This window comes from Burkholderia sp. D-99 (assembly GCF_011605345.1).
GTDB lineage: Bacteria > Pseudomonadota > Gammaproteobacteria > Burkholderiales > Burkholderiaceae > Burkholderia.
Genome location: NZ_JAAOXM010000020.1, coordinates 41,612 through 60,038 on the forward strand (window position 1 = coordinate 41,612; position 18,427 = coordinate 60,038).

The 18,427-nt window shown below is 67.5% G+C and carries 18 protein-coding genes; 11 read left to right on the top strand and 7 right to left on the bottom strand.

The features are described 5' to 3' along the window. Positions 1-67 precede the first annotated feature (67 nt). Genes HAV18_RS38005 through HAV18_RS38020 form a run of 4 tightly spaced genes read left to right on the top strand, consistent with a single transcriptional unit; the run spans position 68 to position 3,611 of the window. Entirely contained in the window at positions 68-859 is a 792-nt protein-coding gene (locus tag HAV18_RS38005) for a transcriptional initiation protein Tat (RefSeq protein ID WP_166965929.1), read from the top strand. A gap of 8 nt (positions 860-867) precedes the next feature. Beyond that, on the top strand, positions 868-1,932 hold the full coding sequence (locus HAV18_RS38010) for a substrate-binding domain-containing protein (RefSeq protein WP_166965931.1): 1,065 nt from the start codon (positions 868-870) through the stop codon (positions 1,930-1,932). Positions 1,933-1,992: 60 nt separating this feature from the next. Next, entirely contained in the window at positions 1,993-2,679 is a 687-nt protein-coding gene (locus HAV18_RS38015; RefSeq protein ID WP_166965933.1) for a c-type cytochrome, read from the top strand. Next, a complete protein-coding gene (locus HAV18_RS38020) occupies positions 2,676-3,611 on the top strand; it encodes a c-type cytochrome (protein WP_166965935.1) in 936 nt (311 codons plus the stop codon). Before HAV18_RS38015 ends, HAV18_RS38020 begins: the two co-directional genes overlap by 4 nt. Positions 3,612-3,663: 52 nt before the next feature. On the opposite strand, the gene HAV18_RS38025 is transcribed toward HAV18_RS38020, so the two are convergent. The 3 genes from HAV18_RS38025 to HAV18_RS38035 all read right to left on the bottom strand — a co-directional run bounded on the left by HAV18_RS38025 (position 3,664) and on the right by HAV18_RS38035 (position 7,769). After that, positions 3,664-5,586, bottom strand: a complete 1,923-nt coding sequence (locus tag HAV18_RS38025) for an SMP-30/gluconolactonase/LRE family protein (RefSeq protein ID WP_166965936.1) — start codon at positions 5,584-5,586, stop codon at positions 3,664-3,666. Positions 5,587-6,043: 457 nt separating this feature from the next. Further along, complete coding sequence (locus HAV18_RS38030; protein WP_166965938.1) at positions 6,044-6,475, bottom strand: GFA family protein; 432 nt, start codon at positions 6,473-6,475, stop codon at positions 6,044-6,046. Positions 6,476-6,575: 100 nt separating this feature from the next. Further along, complete coding sequence (locus HAV18_RS38035) at positions 6,576-7,769, bottom strand: porin (RefSeq protein ID WP_166965940.1); 1,194 nt, start codon at positions 7,767-7,769, stop codon at positions 6,576-6,578. 309 nt (positions 7,770-8,078) lie between these two features. On the opposite strand from HAV18_RS38035, the gene HAV18_RS38040 reads away from it, so the two are divergent. From HAV18_RS38040 to HAV18_RS38055, 4 genes are all read left to right on the top strand, one after another. After that, positions 8,079-8,711: a LysE family translocator gene (locus tag HAV18_RS38040; protein WP_166965942.1), complete on the top strand. Its 633-nt coding sequence runs from the start codon at positions 8,079-8,081 to the stop codon at positions 8,709-8,711. A gap of 12 nt (positions 8,712-8,723) precedes the next feature. After that, a complete protein-coding gene (locus tag HAV18_RS38045) occupies positions 8,724-9,260 on the top strand; it encodes a GNAT family N-acetyltransferase (protein WP_166965944.1) in 537 nt (178 codons plus the stop codon). A 118-nt stretch (positions 9,261-9,378) separates the two neighbouring features. Then, positions 9,379-10,113 carry a metallophosphoesterase gene (locus HAV18_RS38050; RefSeq protein WP_166965946.1) on the top strand — a complete coding sequence of 245 codons (735 nt, stop codon included), beginning with the start codon at positions 9,379-9,381 and terminating at the stop codon, positions 10,111-10,113. Positions 10,114-10,168: 55 nt separating this feature from the next. Beyond that, positions 10,169-10,780, top strand: coding sequence for an alpha/beta fold hydrolase (locus HAV18_RS38055; RefSeq protein WP_166965948.1), 612 nt, complete (start codon positions 10,169-10,171; stop codon positions 10,778-10,780). 318 nt (positions 10,781-11,098) lie between these two features. Here the strand turns inward: HAV18_RS38055 and HAV18_RS38060 are convergent, their stop codons facing one another. Both HAV18_RS38060 and HAV18_RS38065 read right to left on the bottom strand, forming a co-directional pair. Next, a complete protein-coding gene (locus HAV18_RS38060; RefSeq protein WP_166965949.1) occupies positions 11,099-12,421 on the bottom strand; it encodes an ATP-binding protein in 1,323 nt (440 codons plus the stop codon). Beyond that, complete coding sequence (locus tag HAV18_RS38065) at positions 12,418-13,158, bottom strand: response regulator (RefSeq protein ID WP_166965951.1); 741 nt, start codon at positions 13,156-13,158, stop codon at positions 12,418-12,420. Before HAV18_RS38065 ends, HAV18_RS38060 begins: the two co-directional genes overlap by 4 nt. A gap of 234 nt (positions 13,159-13,392) precedes the next feature. Here HAV18_RS38065 and HAV18_RS38070 point away from each other — a divergent pair, with 234 nt between their 5' ends. Further along, positions 13,393-13,974, top strand: a complete 582-nt coding sequence (locus tag HAV18_RS38070) for a thioredoxin family protein (protein WP_166965953.1) — start codon at positions 13,393-13,395, stop codon at positions 13,972-13,974. Between the two features lie 74 nt (positions 13,975-14,048). On the opposite strand, the gene HAV18_RS38075 is transcribed toward HAV18_RS38070, so the two are convergent. Continuing rightward, positions 14,049-14,687: an FMN-binding negative transcriptional regulator gene (locus HAV18_RS38075; protein ID WP_166965954.1), complete on the bottom strand. Its 639-nt coding sequence runs from the start codon at positions 14,685-14,687 to the stop codon at positions 14,049-14,051. A gap of 122 nt (positions 14,688-14,809) precedes the next feature. Between HAV18_RS38075 and HAV18_RS38080 the strand changes: the two genes are divergently transcribed. Further along, on the top strand, positions 14,810-16,303 hold the full coding sequence (locus tag HAV18_RS38080; protein ID WP_166965956.1) for a PLP-dependent aminotransferase family protein: 1,494 nt from the start codon (positions 14,810-14,812) through the stop codon (positions 16,301-16,303). Here HAV18_RS38080 and HAV18_RS38085 read toward each other — a convergent pair whose 3' ends face one another. Continuing rightward, on the bottom strand, positions 16,304-17,200 hold the full coding sequence (locus tag HAV18_RS38085) for a LysR family transcriptional regulator (protein ID WP_166965959.1): 897 nt from the start codon (positions 17,198-17,200) through the stop codon (positions 16,304-16,306). A 372-nt stretch (positions 17,201-17,572) separates the two neighbouring features. Between HAV18_RS38085 and HAV18_RS38090 the strand changes: the two genes are divergently transcribed. Next, a complete protein-coding gene (locus tag HAV18_RS38090; protein WP_166965961.1) occupies positions 17,573-18,424 on the top strand; it encodes a DMT family transporter in 852 nt (283 codons plus the stop codon). Positions 18,425-18,427: the final 3 nt, after the last annotated feature.

Below are 18,427 nucleotides of genomic sequence, written 5' to 3' on the forward strand. Positions count from 1 at the left end.
TTCGCGACGCCGCGTCGCTGCACGGCAACGCGACACGCCCCCACAAAAACGATTCCGGGAGATACCCATGTCCGACCGGCACGCGCGCCGAGGCGCGCTCAAGACACTCGGCCTCGCGGCCGGCACTGCGCTGCTCGCCGCCGCCCGCCCCGCTCACGCCGCCACATCTGAAACCGGCGCGCTGCTGCCCGGCGGCGCCACGCACCTCGCCGACCTCACGCGCCGCCTCGCGGCCGCGCCGCGACGGCGCGACTTCAAGACGGTGCCGATGATCCTCGAACGCCCCGACCAGTGGGATCACGCGGCGCTCGCCGAACTGACCGGCTACCGCGGCGGCCCGAAGCAGGTATGGGACAACACCGAGCTCGGCGGCCCGTGGCTGAACCTGATGCGCAATTCGCTGAACGCGCAGATCTGGTCGTACCGCCATCCGGATTTCCTCGTCGTATCGGCCACGCACGGCAGCGCGCACCTCGCGCTGTTCGACCAGGCCGCGTGGGACAAATACGGCCTCGCGACATTCGCCGGCGCCGCGTTTCCGGCCAACACGCTGCTCGACGCGAAGCCCGCGCAATCGAAGGGCGCACAAGACCACGAGTTGCCCGACGGCGCATTCTCGTCGCACGACAACAGCATCGCCGCGCTGCAGCAGCGCGGCGTCGTGTTCCTGTCGTGCCATAACGCGATCTGGGAACTCGCGGAACGGCTCGACGGCGCGAACGCGAACCCCGACAAGCTGCCGCTCGATGCGCTCGCGGCCGACCTGACCAACCACGTGATCCCGTCGGCAATCGTCACGCCCGGCGCGGTCGGCACGCTGCCCGAACTGCAACAGGCCGGCTTCACGTACGCAAAATGAACCCCTCGATGACATCGATCCCCATGCAACCGCCATCGCCATTGCACCGCCGTCGGCGCACGCTGCGCGCCGCGCTGGCTGCCTGGCTCTGCTGCGCATCGGCGCTGTCGCTCGCCGCGCCGGCCGGCCCCGCCGCGAACATCTTCCCGCCCTGGCAGGACGGTCGCAACAACGACGCGACGCACCGTGGCCTCGAATTCACGGTGCCGCAGGTCGACGTGCTCGCCGATTTCCACGGCGACCTCACTGCGCCGAAGCTCGTGCTGTTCGTGGGCGGCAACTATTTCTTCGCGATGGCGCCGCTCGTCGCGAAGTTCGAGGAAGACCATCCCGAGTACCGCGGCCGCATCTACTGGGAGACGATCCCGCCCGGCCTGCTCGTGAAACAGATCCAGGCGGGCGGCACGATCACCGTCGGCAACATGACGTGGACGGTCAAGCCCGACGCGTATTTCGCGGGGCTCGGCAAGATCAACGGGTTGATCGCGGACGGCACGCTCACCGGCCCCGCCGTACCCTACGTGACGAACCAGCTGACGATCATGGTGCGCGCCGGCAATCCGAAGCGCATCGCGTCGCTGAACGACCTCGCGCGGCCCGACGTGCAGCTTGCGATGCCCAATCCGGAATTCGAAGGCGTCGCGCGGCAGATCCGCGCGTCGCTCGCGAAGGCCGGCGGCGACGCGCTCGCGCGTACCGTCTACGACGACAAGGTGCGCGCCGGCACGACCGAGCTCACGCATATCCACCATCGGGAAACCGCGCTGTTCCTGATGCAGGGGCGCGCGGACGCGGGTGTGCTGTGGCAATCCGAAGCGGCGTTCCAGGAACAGGTCGGGCATCCGCTGATGCACATCGACATTCCGGCCGAGCAAAATACGACTGCAATCTATGCGGGGGCGATGGTGAAGGACGCGCCGCATCCGGAAGCCGCGCGCGCATGGCTCGCGTTCATCCGGTCGCCGGAAGCGTTCAGGATTTTCCAGCGCTACGGCTTCGGCCGATATGATGCGGCGACACCGGCGCAGCATCTCGCGCCGGAGCAGAAGGAGAAGCAGCCCGACGCGGGCTGACCGCGCGGCCGCACCGGCAGTCCGGCGGCGCACCCGCGGCCTACAACAAGGAGGGGACACGTGAACGATACGGTGGACACACCGCGGCGCCGGTTCGCGCCGCTGCTGCTCGCTGCGGCGACGCTGCTGGCCGGCCACGCGCGCGCAGACGACGCGACACTCGGCAAGACGCTCGCGACACAGGGCTCGACGACGGGCGTCGCCGCCTGCATCGGCTGCCACGGCAGCCAGGGCGAAGGCAACGCGGCGGCCGGCTTCCCGCGCCTCGCGGGCACGAACGCCGCGTACCTGTCCGCGCAGCTTGCCGCGTTCGCCGACGGCAGCCGCCAGAATCCCGTCATGCAGCCGCTCTCGAAACTGCTGACGCCGCACGAGCGCGATGCGGTATCCGCGTACTTCGCGAGCCTGCCCGCGCCGGCCGGCATCGTCGCCGCCGACGACACGTCGATCGATCCGGCGAACGCCGGCGCATGGCTCGCGACGCGCGGACGCTGGTCGCAGGGCCTACCCGCGTGCGCCCAGTGTCACGGCCCCGGCGGCCTCGGCGTGGGCACCGCGTTTCCGCCGCTCGCGGGCCAACCCGCCGCCTACATCGCCGGCCAGTTGAACAGCTGGAAACACGGCACGCGCCCGCCCGGGCCGATGGCGCTGATGCCGGCGATCGCCGGCAAGCTGTCCGACGCCGACATCGACGCGGTGGCCGCCTACTACGCGCGCGGCGGCGCCGCACAAGGAGACAAGCGATGATCGACCGCACGACGCTGATCCGCCGCACCCGCGCGGCACTGCTCGGCGCGGCCTGGATGCCCGCGCTCGCGTTCGCGGCCGCACCGCAGGATGCACCGGCCACCGCTTCCGCACCCGCGCCTGCCGCCGTTGCGACGGCAGCCAGACCGTTCGCGCCGCCCGCCGAATCCGCGATACCCGCGGACGAGTTCGGCAAGACCGTGAAGCTCGGCGAGCAGATCTTCCTGCACACGCCCGAGTTCGCGGGCAAGTACGTCGGCAACAAACTGACCTGCGCGAGCTGCCACCTCGACGCGGGCCGGCGGCCCGACTCGAGCCCGATGTGGGCCGCATACCTGCTGTATCCGGCGTACCGCAGCAAGAACGGCCACGTGAACACGTTCGCCGAGCGCCTGCAGGGATGCTTCCGCTACAGCATGAACGGCAAGGCGCCGCCCGCCGGCGACCCGATCCTCGTCGCGCTCGAAACCTATTCGTACTGGCTCGCGAAGGGCGCGCCGGTCGGCACGAAGCTGCCGGGGCAGGGTTTCCTGAAACTGCCGCCGCCCGCGCAGAAGGCCGACTATGCGCGCGGCGCCGCCGTCTACACGCAGCACTGCGCGCTGTGCCACGGCGCGGACGGCCAGGGGCAGTCGGGCGGCGGCAAGGCGGTCTTCCCGGCGCTGTGGGGCGCGCGTTCGTTCAACTGGGGCGCGGGGATGGGCGACATCCGCAACGCGGCCGGCTTCATCAAGGCCAACATGCCGCTCGGGCTCGGCGGCACGCTGACCGATCAGGAAGCGTGGGACGTCGCGACCTTCATGGACAGCCACGAACGGCCGCAGGACCCGCGCTTCACCGGCTCGGTGCAGGACACGCGCGCGAAGTTCCACGATTCGCCCGATTCGATGTACGGGCTGAGCGTGAACGGCCGCGTGCTGGGCGCGCCGTGACGCGGGCGCCGAGCAGGCCCTACGGCCTGCTCGGCCCGCACGGCCTGCGCGTTCACGGATGCCAGCGATACACGATCATGCTGGTGCCGTTGTAGTTGTCCTTCGTGATCACGTATTCGCCGGTCGAACGCAGGTACGCGCGAATCCCGTACATCGAGTCGACGTCGTTGCCGACGTCCATCGCCGACGTGTTCGAGTTGGTCAGCGTCGTGACGAGGGCGCCCGTGTTGAGGTCGAACACGTCGACGTTCGGCACGGTGTGCACGTAGCCGACGAACAGGTAGTGGCCGGCCGCCGCGATCGATTTCGGGTTCGCGCTCGTCAGGTTGATCACCGGGTTCGGCGCGCTCGTGTTGCCGTTCTTCCAGCCGTGATAGACCTCGATGTGCCCGTTCATCGCGGTCCAGTCCCAGTTGCCCGCGAGGCCCTGCGCGAGGATCATCGTGTCGCTGTCCGCCTGGTAGAGGATGCGCGTGACCGGCGCCACGGTGCCCGGCACGGCCGTCGTGACCGGCTTGCCCCACGACGGCTTGCCGGTCGCGTCGAAGCCCGTCATCGGGTAGCGGGTAATCACGTTGGAGCCGTTCAGTCCGGCCCACACGTCGCCGTTGCCGTCGATGTCGAAACCGGCCGTGACCTGCAGCGTCGTGTTGAACGGCTTGCCCGGCAGCGAGCCGGCCGGATTCGCGATATAGCCGGTCGCCGGCGTGAAGTAGTAGAAGTTGAAGTTGCCGGGGTTCTGGCCCGACGCGACGAGAATCCGGTTGCCGCCGACCGTCACGAGCTGGCCGAAGTGCTGGCCGCGCTGGTAGTCGTTCATGTCGAGGCGCGGGTCCTTCGGATAGGCGAACGGATCGACCGTGTTCGCGACGAACGTGCCGCCCGCCGAGCCCGTATACACGTTGTTGCCGCTGTAGAAGAACGCGCCGTCCGTCGCCGGATCGGGCGCGGCAATCGCCTCGAAGTTCAGCGCCTGCAGCTTCCATTGCAACGCGCCCGTCGGGCCGTATGAATGCAGGTCGGTGCTGCCGTTGCGCCCGAGATCCCAGCCCCCGCCCCACGCGTTGTTGAGCACGTACAGGTTGCCGCCGGAATCCTTGCCGATGCCGACCACGCGCGTGAAGCGCTTGTCGCCGACCTGCCCCTTGATGCCCGACGTCGTGTCGAGATAGCCGCCCTGCACGCCGAACGTGCCGACCTGCTGCGGCAACCCGGCGAGGCTGTAGCGCTTGATGTTCATGTCCGGGCCCTGGTCGCCCACCAGCAACTGTCCCGTCGACGCATCGAAATACAGGGCCGACGGCCGTGCGCCGGCCGCCATCTGGAGCGTGTTCATCAGCGTGCCGGTCGCGCTGTACTGCACGACCACGCCCGCGCTCATGCGCGCAACCCACAGGTTGCCCGCCGCATCGAGCGCCAGCGCGCCGGGCCCGGTCACGCCGATGTCGCGCTGCCAGACGCCGTCGGTCGTATAGACGCGCACGCGGTTGCCGTAGAAATCGCTCGCATACAGCAGGTTGCCGGCCGTTGCGAGGCCGGTGATCACGTCCGGGTTCGGGAGGCCCGTCCACGTGCTGACCGGGATGCGCAGGTCACGCTGGTTCGTGCCGCGGTTGTAGCGGCCCACCGAGCCGCTGCCGAAGTTGCGGTTGTAGCCGAGCGCAACGAAGATCGACGTCGCGTTGCCGGTGATCGCGCCGCCCTGGAATTCGTCGTGGATGCCGATGGTGCCCATCGGCTGGCCGTTCTGGTAGAGCGCGACGCCGCCCGCGTTCTCGTCCCAACGCGACGCCGTGTAGATCACGCCCTCGGGCGCAACCCACATCGAGCGCGCGGCGTTGCCGACGTGCTGGGCCAGCGTGCCGTACGTGTTCGCGAGCCAGTCGGTCGAGTATTGCGCCTGCGCGTGACTTGCCGGCGCCAGCATCGCCATGCACATTCCCAGCAATGCCGCCCGAATTTGTTTCATTGACATGAATAATGCTCCCGAACGTTCAATTGTCGACACTGTAAATCGCGGCACATGAAATATTGGTGATTACGGCTAAATCGCATTCGCCGTCATCCCGAATTATTCACTCCGCTCTTTTTGCCGTCCGGCGCATTTCCGTCAACGATGGTCAAACCCGCTCACCGCGCCGTAACGGCTTGCCGGCCGCACGATTTCGGTGCTTTTTCCCCGGCATTTTCTTCCGGATTGTTCAATACGGATGCGTCATTTTTTCTGAAATGCCCGCATTGCCTTTTTCATTCCCCGGAAATGGGCTCGATGATTACAAATCGAAATTGAAATGAAAGAGAAAAAATATTATCCGGCGCGATCGCGTCGATGCGATTCAGTGCAGCGGCATGCGGCGGGAGGAAGGGAGGAGAAAGCGGGATACGGCGGAGAGAACCGCGCGCCAGCCGTGCCGGCACGCGGCCGCGATCGTTCAGTTCGCGTCGTCGAGCGTCGGGCCGTCCCAGCCGTCGAGGAATTTCGGCAGCGCGTCCACGACGTCGATCACGCGGTGCCGGTAGAACAGGTGCATCGTCGGCTGCAGGTCGCCGGGCAGTTGCCCGCCGTGCGCACGCGCCGCCAGGCTGTTCGGTACGACGCGCATGCCGAGCCGGTTGGTGCCGAACACGATCTCGCCGCAGGACGCGCAATACGTGCGCGACATCGACTTCGCCGGATGCGGGAACGTCGCATGGCCGCCTTCGACGGCAACCTGCTCCGGCGGCCACGCGGTCGCGGACAGCACCGGCGTGCCGTAGAAGTCGCGGCAGGTCGCGCAATGGCAGTTCGCGCGCGCCGCCGGCTCGCCACGCAGCGTCACGGTGACGGTTCCGCACAGGCAACTCGCGGAATGCGTTCGGGTCATGTCGTCTCCTCGAAAAAGGGAGGCGACAGTATAGGAGCATGCGTACAACGTTGCCTGCATCAGCTACGGGCAACGTTGCGGCCGCAACGATTGACGCGCGTCAGAACTTCTGGCGCAGGCCGAGGCTGACGATGGCCTGCGAGCGCGAATCGGACGAGTGGCCGTTCGCCTTGTCGGATACCGACGCGGTCGCGGCCACCGGCCGGCCGAGCGCGTCGAGCGTCATGCCCGACGCATGCTGGTACGCGCCGAGCAGGTACACGCTGGTGCGCTTCGACAGGTCGTAGACGGCGCCGAGCGTGACGTTGTGATACTGCGCGCGGTCGTCCACGCCATCGACATCGCTGCCGCGCGTGTAGCTGTAGCCCGCGAACAGTTGCGTCTGCGGGCGCACGTTCCAGCGCGTGAACACGCCCGCGACGTTGAACGTCGCGTGGCCCGTGAACAGCGACTGGCCGCCGCTGCGGTACTGCACGTTGCTGTAGTTCACCCCGACGACGGCCGGGCCGAAGTCGTAGGTCGCGCCGGTCGCGATGATCTGCTGCGACTGTGCGCTCGCATAGCCTTCGTTGATCGACGAGTTGAACAGCCCGTCGTCGGTGCTCTGCCACTTGCCGGCCGTCGGGTCGGTCGCGCCCGTCTTGCTGTTGTCCGAACGCTCGTAGCCGACACCGACGCGCAGCGGGCCCGCGGCGTACGCCGCGCCGACGCTCCACGTGTTGCGCTGCTTCATGCTGCCCGGCTGGCTGCCGAAGCCGTACAGCGCGCCGAACGTGAAGCCCGAGTAGTTGGCGCTCGTGTACTTGATCGAGCTGTCGACGCGCGCCGTCTGGTCGAGGTCGTCGATGTCGCCCGGGTGTGCGCCGAAGCCGCCGATGTACGACGACGGGCCGACCGGGCTCACGAAGTCGTCGAGCGACGTGTACTGGCGGCCGAGCGTGACCGTGCCGTAGCGGTCGCTGCCGACGCCGACGAACGCCTGGCGGCCAAACTGGCGGCCGCCCTGGCCCGACGTGCCGTTCGTGATGTCGAAGCCGTTCTCGAGGACGAACAGCGCGCGCATCCCGCCGCCGAGATCCTCGGAACCCTTGATGCCCCAGCGGCTGCCGGACAGGTTGCCGGTCGTGAGCCCGACGCTCGAATGGCCGGTGTACGCGCCCGCGGAGCCGACCCGTTCGTTGCTGCGATAGGTCACGCCCGCATCGACGATGCCGTACAGCGTGACGGAGCTTTGCGCGGCGGCGATGCCCGCGAACGAGAGCAGCAGCGGGGCTGCGATCAGTTGCTTGTTCATGATTGTCGTGTCTCCGGGCGGTGAACCCGTTGTTCTGGCTGTCAGTTGCGAGTAGCGCGCGGGCGGCGAGATCCGCCGGCGGTGCGAGGCCGGCGGCGTCCGCGCGCGACGACGCGGCGGGCATGCCCGCTGCGGCCTCCATGCTAAATGGAACCGGTTTCAATCGATAGCGGAATAATGAAAACAGTTTCTTGCCAAAATCGAGATAGTCGAACGGGCGGCCGTGTGCGCAACCCGCCGTCCCTGTACAGCCCGTGAGGGCGCAGCCGATAATCGAACCCGCGCCGTCCATCCATCGGGAGTGCCTGCATGCATGAAACGACCCTGCTGATCTTCGCCGCCGTCGCCTTCGTCGGCATCGCGACACCCGGCCCGACCGTGCTGCTCGCGCTGACCAACGGCTCGCGCTACGGCGTGCGCCGCGCGGCCTACGGCTTCGCGGGCGCGATGCTGTCCGACTTCGTGCTGATCGTCGCGGTCGCGCTCGGCCTCGGCGCGCTGCTGATGGCGTCGGCGTTCTGGTTCTCGGTGGTGAAGTGGCTCGGCGCCGCGTACCTCGCGTACGTCGGCATCCGGCTGCTGATGTCGAAGGGCTCGCTCGACGTCTCCGCCGCGCACGGTGGCGCGGCATCCGGGCGCAACGCGTCGATCTTCGCGAAGAGTTTCCTCACAGCGGTGACGAACCCGAAGGGCTATCTGTTCTTCTCCGCCTTCCTGCCGCAGTTCCTCGATCCGTCCGCGCCGCTCGCGCCGCAATACGTCGCGCTCGCGGTCACGTTCGCACTGCTCGACGGCGCGGTGATGTTCGGCTACGCGCTGCTCGGCGCACGCGCGGTACGGCTGCTGAAGCGCGCGGGCGCGCTGTGGCTCGAACGCACGTGCGGCGCGATGCTGCTTGCGCTCGCCGGATCGCTGGCGCTGTACCGACGTCATGCGTCGTAGGGGCGGATGCCGATGAAAATCGCTGCGCCGCCCCGCTCCGGCTTTCCTGGCCTGTCGCTCCGCCAGCTCGAACGTGCCGACCTTGACGCGTGGTACGCGTACCTGACGAACCCCGACGTGTTCCGCCACACGAGCTGGAACCTGCGCTCGCCCGACGATCTGCTGCCGCTGTTCGACACCATCGAATCGACGGACCCGGATTCGGTCCGGCGACTCGCCGTGATCGACGACGCATCGGGCGCGCTCGCCGGGACGATCGGCCTGCATACCGTATCCACCGTGAACCGCTCGGCGGAGATCGCGTACGATCTCGCGCCGTCGCACTGGGGGCGTGGAATCGCGAGCGCGCTGTGCACGGCCGTCACCGAGTGGGCATTCGCCGACGGCGGCTTCATGCGGATGCAGGGCGTCGTGCTGACCGGCAACGCGGGCTCCGCGCGCGTGCTGCAGAAGTGCGGCTACCGCTACGAAGGGCTGTTGCGCGCATACAAGATGGTGCGCGGCACGCCGGGCGATTTCGCGATGTACGCGCGCCTCGCCACCGACTGACGCGCCACCCGCGGCTTCACGCCAAACCGCTCACGGCTCACGGCGTCGCATGCGCGCGCCATTGGACGGCCTGCGCCGAATTGGCGACAATCGCCGTTCCCTTCCCCGACGATCCGCCATGAAAATCGCCGCGCTGTCCGACATCCACGGCAACCTCGCCGCGCTCGACGCGGTGCTCGACGACATCCGCCGCCTCGGTGCCGACGTAATCGTCAATCTCGGCGACATCCTGTCGGGCGCGCTCCATCCGCCCGAAACGGCCGACCGCCTGATCGCGCTCGACCTGCCGACCATCAAGGGCAATCACGAACGGCAACTACTCACCGGCGATCGCGAATCGATGCGGCTGTCGGATCGCTGGGCGCACGACACGCTGCGCGCCGATCATCTCGACTGGATCACCGCACTGCCGGAACGCATGACGCTCGGCGACGACGTGCTGATGGTGCACGGCACGCCAGACAGCGACCTCGTCTATTTCCTCGAAACGGTCACGCCCGACGGCTGCCGCGCGGCCACGCCCGACGAAATCGCGCAGCGCGCGGGCGACGAACCGGCGTCGCTGATCCTGTGCGGCCACACGCACATCCCGCGTACGGCGAAGCTCGACGACGGCCGGCTGATCGTCAACCCGGGCAGCGTCGGGCTGCAGGCATACGCGGACGACCTGCCGCATCCGCACCGCATCGAGACGGGTTCGCCGCATGCGCGCTACGCGATGGTGTCGCGCACGGCGTCCGGCTGGAACGTCGAATTCCATGCGGTCGAATACGACTGGCACACGGCCGCGGCCACCGCGGCAACGCGCGGACGCGACGACTGGACCGTCGCACTGCACACCGGCCGGTGCTGATGCCCGCGCTGCCCGATCACCCCGCTTCGCTTCTTTCGAAAGGAAACCGAGCGCCATGCCCGTTCCGTCGCAACTGCTGTTCCTGCCCGGCGCATCGGGCAGCACCGCCTTCTGGCAACCGCTCGCCGGGCGCCTGACACATCCGGCCGAGCGCCGGATCATCGGCTATCCGGGTTTCGGCGACACGCCGCGCGATCCGGCCGTCGACGATTTCGACAGCCTCGTGCGTCATGTCCTGGAAACGATCGACCGGCCGACCGCCGTGATCGCGCAATCGATGGGCGGCGTGATCGCGATGCGCGCGGCGCTCGACAAGCCCGGCCTGATCACGCACCTCGTGCTGACGGTCACGTCCGGCGGACTCGACATGGAAGGGCTCGGCGCGCAGGACTGGCGCACCGGTTTCGCGCAAGCCAACCCGCAGCTTCCCGACTGGTTCCTGACGTTCCGTGCCGACCTGTCGCGGGATATCGGCCGCATCGCGCAGCCGACGCTGCTGCTGTGGGGCGACGACGATCCGATCAGCCCCGTCGCGGCCGGCCGGCGCCTGCTCGAACGGTTGCCCGACGCTCAGCTGCATGTCGTGGCGGGCGGCCGGCACGATCTCGCGGCCGTGCATGCGCCGGCGCTCGCGCCGCTCGTCGATGCGCATCTGCAGCGCGTGTGATCTCGCGCGCGTCAACGTCAGCTTCGGTTTCGACGTCGGCTTAGGCTTAGGCTTAGGCTTCGACTTCGGCTCCGACTTCGACTTCGACTCCGGCTCCGGCTCCGGCTCCGGCTCCGGCTCCGGCTCCGGCTCCGGCTTCGGCTTCGGCTTCGGCTTCGGCTTCGGCTTCGGCTTCGGCTTCGGCTTCGGCTTCGGCTTCGGCTTCGGCTTCGGCTTCGGCTTCGGCTTCGACTCCGGCTCCGGCTCCGGCTCCGGCTTCGGCTCCGGCTCCGGCTCCGGCACGAACCTGACACTACGCGGCTCGCGCACCGCTCCCCGTCACCCCGCATTGCGCAGCGTGAGCCGCGCCTCCAGCCCGCCACCGTCCGTCCGGTTGTTCAGCGTGAGCGTGCCGCCCATTGCGAGCGCGAGTTGCCGCGCTATCGCGAGGCCGAGCCCCGTGCCGCCCGTCTCCCGGTTGCGCGACGTCTCCACGCGCCGGAACGGCTCGAACACCGCGTCGAGCTGATCGTCCGGAATGCCAGGCCCGCGGTCGAGCACGGCGATCACCGCGCCGCCGTCCGGCGCGACGTGCACGTCGATCTCGGCCGCGCCCGCGAACTTCAGCGCGTTGTCGACGAGGTTGCCGACGATGCGGCGCAGCGCCTTCGGCCGCGTGACGAGCGCGAGCGGCGCGCGGGCGTGCAGCGCGACGTCCTGCCCCGCATCCGTGTAGTCGCACACGATGCTGTCGAGCAGCGCATCGAGATCGATGCGGCGCGCGGCCTCCTCGGTGCCGTGCAGCGTACGCGCGTACGCGACGCCCTCCTTCACCAGATGCTCCATCTCGATCAGGTCCTGGCGCAGCTTCGCACCCTGCGTATCGTCGTCCATCACGTCAACGCGCAAGCGCATCCGCGTGATCGGCGTCTGCAGGTCGTGCGAGATCGACGCGAGGATCTGCATGCGCTCGGCCATGTACTGCGCGATGCGATCCTGCATCGCGTTGAACGCCCGGGCGGCGCGCGCGACTTCCGACGGCCCGCCCTCGTTCAGCCGCTCGCCCTTCAGGTCGGGGCCGAGCGCATCGGCGGCCTGCGCGAGCTGCTTGAGCGGTCGCGTCGCGAGCCGCACCGCGAGCCAGCAGCACGCGGCCAGCACCGCGAGCTGCAGCACGAGCACGACCGGCAGCCAGCCCGACAGCGGCACCGTCGACATCGGATGGATGTCGATCGTCAGCGGCGACCCGTCGGTCAGGCGCAGATGCACCTGCAGATGTTCGCGGTCGCCGGGGATCGCGTTCGCGGTCAGCGGGTAGTCGCCGCCGATGCCGTCGGAAATCGACCGCTCGACGCGCGCCGACAGCCGCGCTTCCGGCGGCGTGCCGGTCTCGCCGGGCCCGAGGATGAACGCATAGCTGCGCCGCGCGAGGCGCGGCAGCCACGCGGCCCGCTCAGCCGGCGGCAGGTGGTCGAGCAGCGCGACCGAGCTCGCGACCTCGCGCTCGATGTAGCCCATCATCAGGTTGGTGGTCGCCTGGTCGCGCTCGGTGACGGTGAGCCAGAACGACAGCGTCTGCGCGAGCGCGAGGCCCACGCACAGGATCAGTGCGAGCCGCGCGAACAGCGAGCGCGGCCAGTGCCACGACGTGCGCGCGCTCATGGCGTACCGTCGACGGCGGTCACGGCCGACGAGAACACATAACCCTCGTTGCGCAGCGTCTTGATGTAGCGCGGTTCGCGCGCGCCGTCGCGCAGGCGCTGGCGCAGCCGGCTCACGAGCAGGTCGATCGACCGGTCGAACGGGTCGGACTGCCGCCCCTGCGTGAGGTTGAGCAACTGGTCGCGCGTCAGCACGCGCTGCGGGTTGTCGAGGAACACGCGCAGCAGCCGGTATTCGGCGCCGCTCAGCGCGACCAGCGTGCCTTCGGTATCGAGCAGGTGGCGCCCGGTCGTGTCGAGACGCCATTCGCCGAACGCGAGCATCGCGGCCGTTTCCGTCACCTGCATGCCGGGCGGCAGCATGCGCGCGCGGCGCAGCACCGAGCGGATCCGTGCGAGCAACTCGCGCACCGCGAACGGCTTGGCCAGGTAGTCGTCGGCGCCCATCTCGAGGCCGATGATGCGGTCGGTTTCCTCGCCGCGTGCGGTCAGCATCAGCACGGGCACCGTGCGGAACTTGCCCGCCCGCAGGTCGCGGCACAGCGTGAGGCCGTCCTCGCCCGGCATCATCAGGTCGAGCACGATCAGGTCGGGCGCGCCGTCGTCCAGCACGTTGCGCATCTCGCGGCCGTTCGCGGCCAGCGACACGCGCATGCCGTTCTTCTCCAGGTAATCCGCGATCAGTTCGCGGATCGCGCGATCGTCGTCGACGATCAGCACGTGGTCGATCTTGTCCATGGGTCGTTTCGGTATCGAGATGTCGGTGTGTCGAGGCAGGCGATGTCCCCTTTTATACCGCACGGCGGGCACGCGTTTGTATCCCAATGTATCGCGCCGCCGTGACGACACACAACATTGCACACGCGCGGCTTGCCGGACACATCGCAGATACGTCGGCGCCGCCTAATGGGGCCTGTCGAAACCCGTCCGGCCGCCGCCTCCGAGCGACGGCCTCCCGCTCAGGAGAACGCCATGCTGCCCCGACTCAAGACCGCCGCCCTCGTCATCGCCCTCGCTGCCACGGCCGGGCTCGCCGCGTTCGCCGACGCCCGCGACGACGCGAGCATGCCGGCCTCGCAGGCCGGAACGGCGGCACCCGATTTCACGGGCATCGACCGCTGGCACAACAGCGCGCCGCTGACACTCGGCCAGTTGCGCGGCAAGGTCGTGCTCGTCGATTTCTGGACGTATTCGTGCATCAACTGCATTCATACGATTCCGTACGTGAAGGAGTGGGACCGCAAGTATCGCGACCAGGGGCTCGTGGTGGTCGGCGTGCATACGCCCGAGTATCCGTTCGAGCGCGACGCGGGCAATGTCGCCGATGCGATCCGGCGCTTCGGCATCCGGTACCCGGTCGCGCAGGACAACCGCTACGACACGTGGCGTGCGTACGGCAACCAGTACTGGCCCGCGCTGTACCTGATCGACGCGAACGGGAAGGTCGTTTATACGCGCTATGGCGAGGGCGGGTACGACAAGACCGAGGCCGCGATTCGCGGGGCGCTCGCGCAGGCGGGAGAAGGCATGAAGGGCGCGACGCGTGCGCAATAACGGGCGGCGAGCGGGGGTGGCACCCACCCGCGCTCGCCCCGCGCGTCATGCACGTCATGCACGTCGCTTGCGCGTCACTCGCGTTTCGCGTCAGCCGCCGCGAGCATCGCTTCGCCGATCGCGAGGTTGCCGTCCGCGACCAACGCTTCGCCGGCGCCGCGGATATCGGCCTCGGCCTTGTTCTGCCCGAGCTTGCGCTTGCCGACGAACCGCGTGATCTCGATCTGCAGCCCGACGATCGACTCCAGCATCATGTCGATGTAGTCCTTCGGCGCGTCGCCCATCTTCCACGGCACCGGCTGCGACGCCTCGTGCGTGCGCGTCAACCGCGCGACCACACCGCGCACGAACTTCTCGTCGTCGCGCACCGTGATGCGGCCGTGCGCATGTACGACCACGTAGTTCCAGGTCGGCACCTGCCGGTGCGCCGCATGCTTGCTCGGATACCAGGTCGGCGAGATGTACGCGTCGCCCGCGCGGAAGATCGCGAGCACCTCGTCGCCGTTCGCGACCTCCTGCCAGACCGGATTCGCGCGCGAGACGTGCGCGTGCAGTTCGCCGAGCCCGCCGTCGGCGGGCAGCAGTTCGAACGGAATGTGGTTTGCGTCGAGCCCGTTCCTGCCGTGCGTGATCAGGCTGCCGAACGGATGCTGCACGATCAGCTCACGCAGCGCGTCGGGATCGGGTTCGTTGAAATCGGCGGGGACGTACATGTCGGCTCCACGGTCGTACGGGTTGGAAATGGCGCAGGCGCGAGCCCGTCATGCGGCGATTGTGATCCCAAACTGGTTTATGCTGTAGAGCCGGTTTGGAACAATTTCAGCAGACCAGAATCATGGCAAGAACGGCCCGGATCGTCGAAATCCCGTCGCTCGGCGCGCTCGACCGCGCGGCCGGCGACCTGAGCCGCCAGCTCGCGCAGGCGCTGCGCGAAGCCGTGCGCCGCGGCGACGTGCTGCCGGGCGACACGCTGCCGTCCACGCGGCTGCTCGCAACATCGCTGCAGGTTGCACGCGGCACCGTCGTCGATGCGTATGCGCAGCTCATCGCCGAAGGCTTTCTCGAATCGCGCGGCGGCGCGGGCACGCGGGTCGCAAACGCGCTCGCCGAACCGCCGCCCGGCAACGAACCCGCCCCGCCGGCGCCACGCCAGCGCCCGGCACACGCGGGCCTGCCCGAGCCGGCCGCCGCCTTCGCGCGAATCGCCCGCGAATTCCGTCCGCTGCCGGCGATGCCGTTCGCGATCTCGGTGCCGATCGGCCTTACCGCGCCCGACGACATCTGGCGCCGGCTCGGCAACCGCCTGCGCGCGCGCGGCGCCGGCGCACCGTCCGGCTATGCCGATCCGCAAGGTGCGCTGCCGCTGCGCGAAGCGATCGCCGACTACGTGCGTCGCTCGCGCTCGGTGCGCTGCGATGCCGGCCAGGTCGTGATCACGAGCGGCACGCAGCAGGGGCTGCATCTCGCGAGCCAACTGCTGCTCGGCACGGGCGACCGGGCCTGGGTCGAGAACCCGGCCTATCGCGGCATCACCGCGCTGCTCGAGAGCACCGGGCGACACGATGCAATGGTGCGCGTGCCGGTCGACGCCGACGGTCTCGACGTCGACGCCGGTATCCGCCTCGCGCCCGATGCGCGCGCCGCATTCGTCACGCCGTCGCACCAGTATCCGCTCGGCATGCCGCTCAGCATGGCGCGGCGCAATGCGCTGCTCGCTTGGGCGCGTGCTCGCCACGCGTGGGTGGTCGAGGACGATTACGACAGCGAGCTGCGCTATGAAGGCTATCCGTTCCCGTCGCTGCAGGGTCTTGCCCCCGATCGTGTGATCTACCTCGGCACGTTCAGCAAGATCCTGTTTCCGTCGCTGCGGCTCGGCTACGTGATCGCACCCGACGATCTCGTGCCCGCGTTCTGCGGCGCGCGCGTACTGATGGATCGCCACGTGCCGACCGCCGACCAGCACGTGCTGGCCGCGTTCATCGCGGAAGGCCATCTCGACCGCCACATCCGCCGCGTGCGCGGCGTGTATGCGGAGCAGCGCGCGCTGCTGATCGACACGCTCGGTGCGCGGCTGCCGCGCGAACGCGCGTGGGTACAGCCGGGCGATCAGGGCATGCACGTCGTGCTGTGGCTCGCGGAAGGGATCGACGATCTCGACGTGGTCGAGCGCGCCGCGCAAGCCGGCGTCGCGGTGCGCGCGGTGTCGCCGATGTTCGCGCCGGGCACGGCCCGCCCGGGGCTCGTGCTGGGCTTCGGCGGGTTCGGCCGCGCGCAGATGGAAGCGGCCGCGCAGCGGCTCGCGGCGGTGGTGTCGTCAGCGGAACCTTGATCAGCGCTCATGTCCGCCGCCATTCCAGGCCGCATCGGCCAAGGCCAGAAGTTTGCTGGCAGGTGCCGAAAGCGGTGTCGACATGTTGTGAATTGCAAGGGTGTTGAACCATATGGGTTCGTCGACCTCGACGAACTTCACTCCGTGCCAGTCGAACATCTCGACGGAAAGCGGATCGACCACCCCTATGCCTGCACCATGACACACCATGGATGCAACGGTCAGCGCGTAGGCGACCTCGATGACGACATTGAGTTTCTCGCCCCGATTCGCCAGCAATGCATCGAGTTGACGGCGTGACGTATCCCTCGACGAAAGCGCAATGAACGGGTAGTCCACCAGATCGAACAGCGACACCCTGGATTGTTGTGCAAGGACATGATCCGCTGGCACTGCAAGGACTGCTCGCCGCCTTGCGATCGATCGGGCAACCAACCCATGCGTATCGATCAATTCGGCGGCAAATCCTACGTCGCATTGCCCGCTCGAAACACGCTCGCGTACTTCCTGGGACGAGTAAATTTCATAGCGGACAAGCAGATCCGGCATGTCGCATCGCAATTGCGTGATCAAGGCAGGCAACGGCCCGTATCCCAGCGCGGGCAGACTCGCAATCGTCAGGATTCCGCTCCGCCCTTCCCGCAGACTCGTTGCCCGCTCCCGGATCACATCCATCCCGGCGAACATGCGATCGACTTCGATCAAGAGCGCCTTGGCCTCCGGCGTCGGGCGCAGCCGGGCGCCATCCCTGTCAAACAACTTGAGGCGCAACGTCGCTTCCAATTGGCTGACGAGTCGGCTGATCGCCGATTGCGACGTGTGCATCAGATCCGATGCGCGGGTCGTCGTGCCGGTCGTCATGACAGCCCGGAAAGCTTCGAGTTGGCGTGGATTCATCGACATCACCCATATCAATGGCGACTACCTGCAAGTCAAAACCGCATTGGGAACGAAGTATCTGATCACGCATTATCTACGCGTCAGGTATCCACTATCGATATAGATCGGCCAACAAGGTCGACATGACCGAGAGCGCTTTTCGAATCGACAGGCAATGCAGATTCCCCGAGGACTGGCCCCATGAGCGTATGTATCGACGAAACGGAAATGCTTCGGCAACTCGAACCTGCAGATGCCGCACGCGCACGACCTGCTATCCAACTACGAAACCGCCATACAGCGCTTCATCAGCGAAAAAGGAGTGGGCAATTGTCATCCGACCATCCTTCAAGAGACCACACAGGCACAGGCGGCAACGATCTACCGTCAATGGTCAACGACCTTTGGAAAAGCGGAGTCCTGCTAGCGGTCCTGGCCTCCTTCACCTTCAGCATCATGAATGCGCTGGTAAAGGAAATCAGCGCGACACTGCCACCGGCCGAAATCGGTTTCTTTCGCGGCACGATTGGTGCGGTACTCGTGTACCTGTTGATGCGACGCGGCAACGTGTCATTTTCCCGCAGCGACCTGTCGATGCTGATCGTGCGCGGGTTGCTCGGCGCGTTCTATCTCGTCTGTTACTTCTATGCAATCGCGCATATTCCGCTCGCCGATGCGAGCATCCTCGCGCACCTTTCCCCGGTTTTCATCATCCTGCTCTCGGCCGTCTTTCTGAAGGAGCATATTCCCAGGCCAGTGTGGTTGCTGCTCCCGGTCATCCTTGCCGGCGCCTTTCTGATCATCAAACCCTACCAATACTCGAGCTACTCGATCTATGCAGGGCTCGGACTGTTGAGCGCGGTGTTTGCGGGGGGCGCACACGTCGCCATTCGCCAGCTCAGCACCAGGCATCACGCGTACGAGATTGTTTTCTACTTTCTTGCCATTGCGGCGCTCGTTTCGATTCCGCTGATGTGGAAAGATTTTGTCTGGCCGGATACGCCGCGCCAATACGGCCTCTTGCTGGCACTCGGAGGCGTTTCGCTGTTCGGGCAATTGTTTCTCACAAAAGCATTTACGCACGAAAAAGCATCCGTCGTCGCTGTAACACGCTACATCGGCATCGTGTTCAATGCGTCATGGGGCTGGATCTTCTGGCATGAATCGATGGACACGGGATCGATCGCCGGCGGCATCCTGATCATCGTTGCCTGCATCAATTTGTCTCGACTCAAAACCTGAATC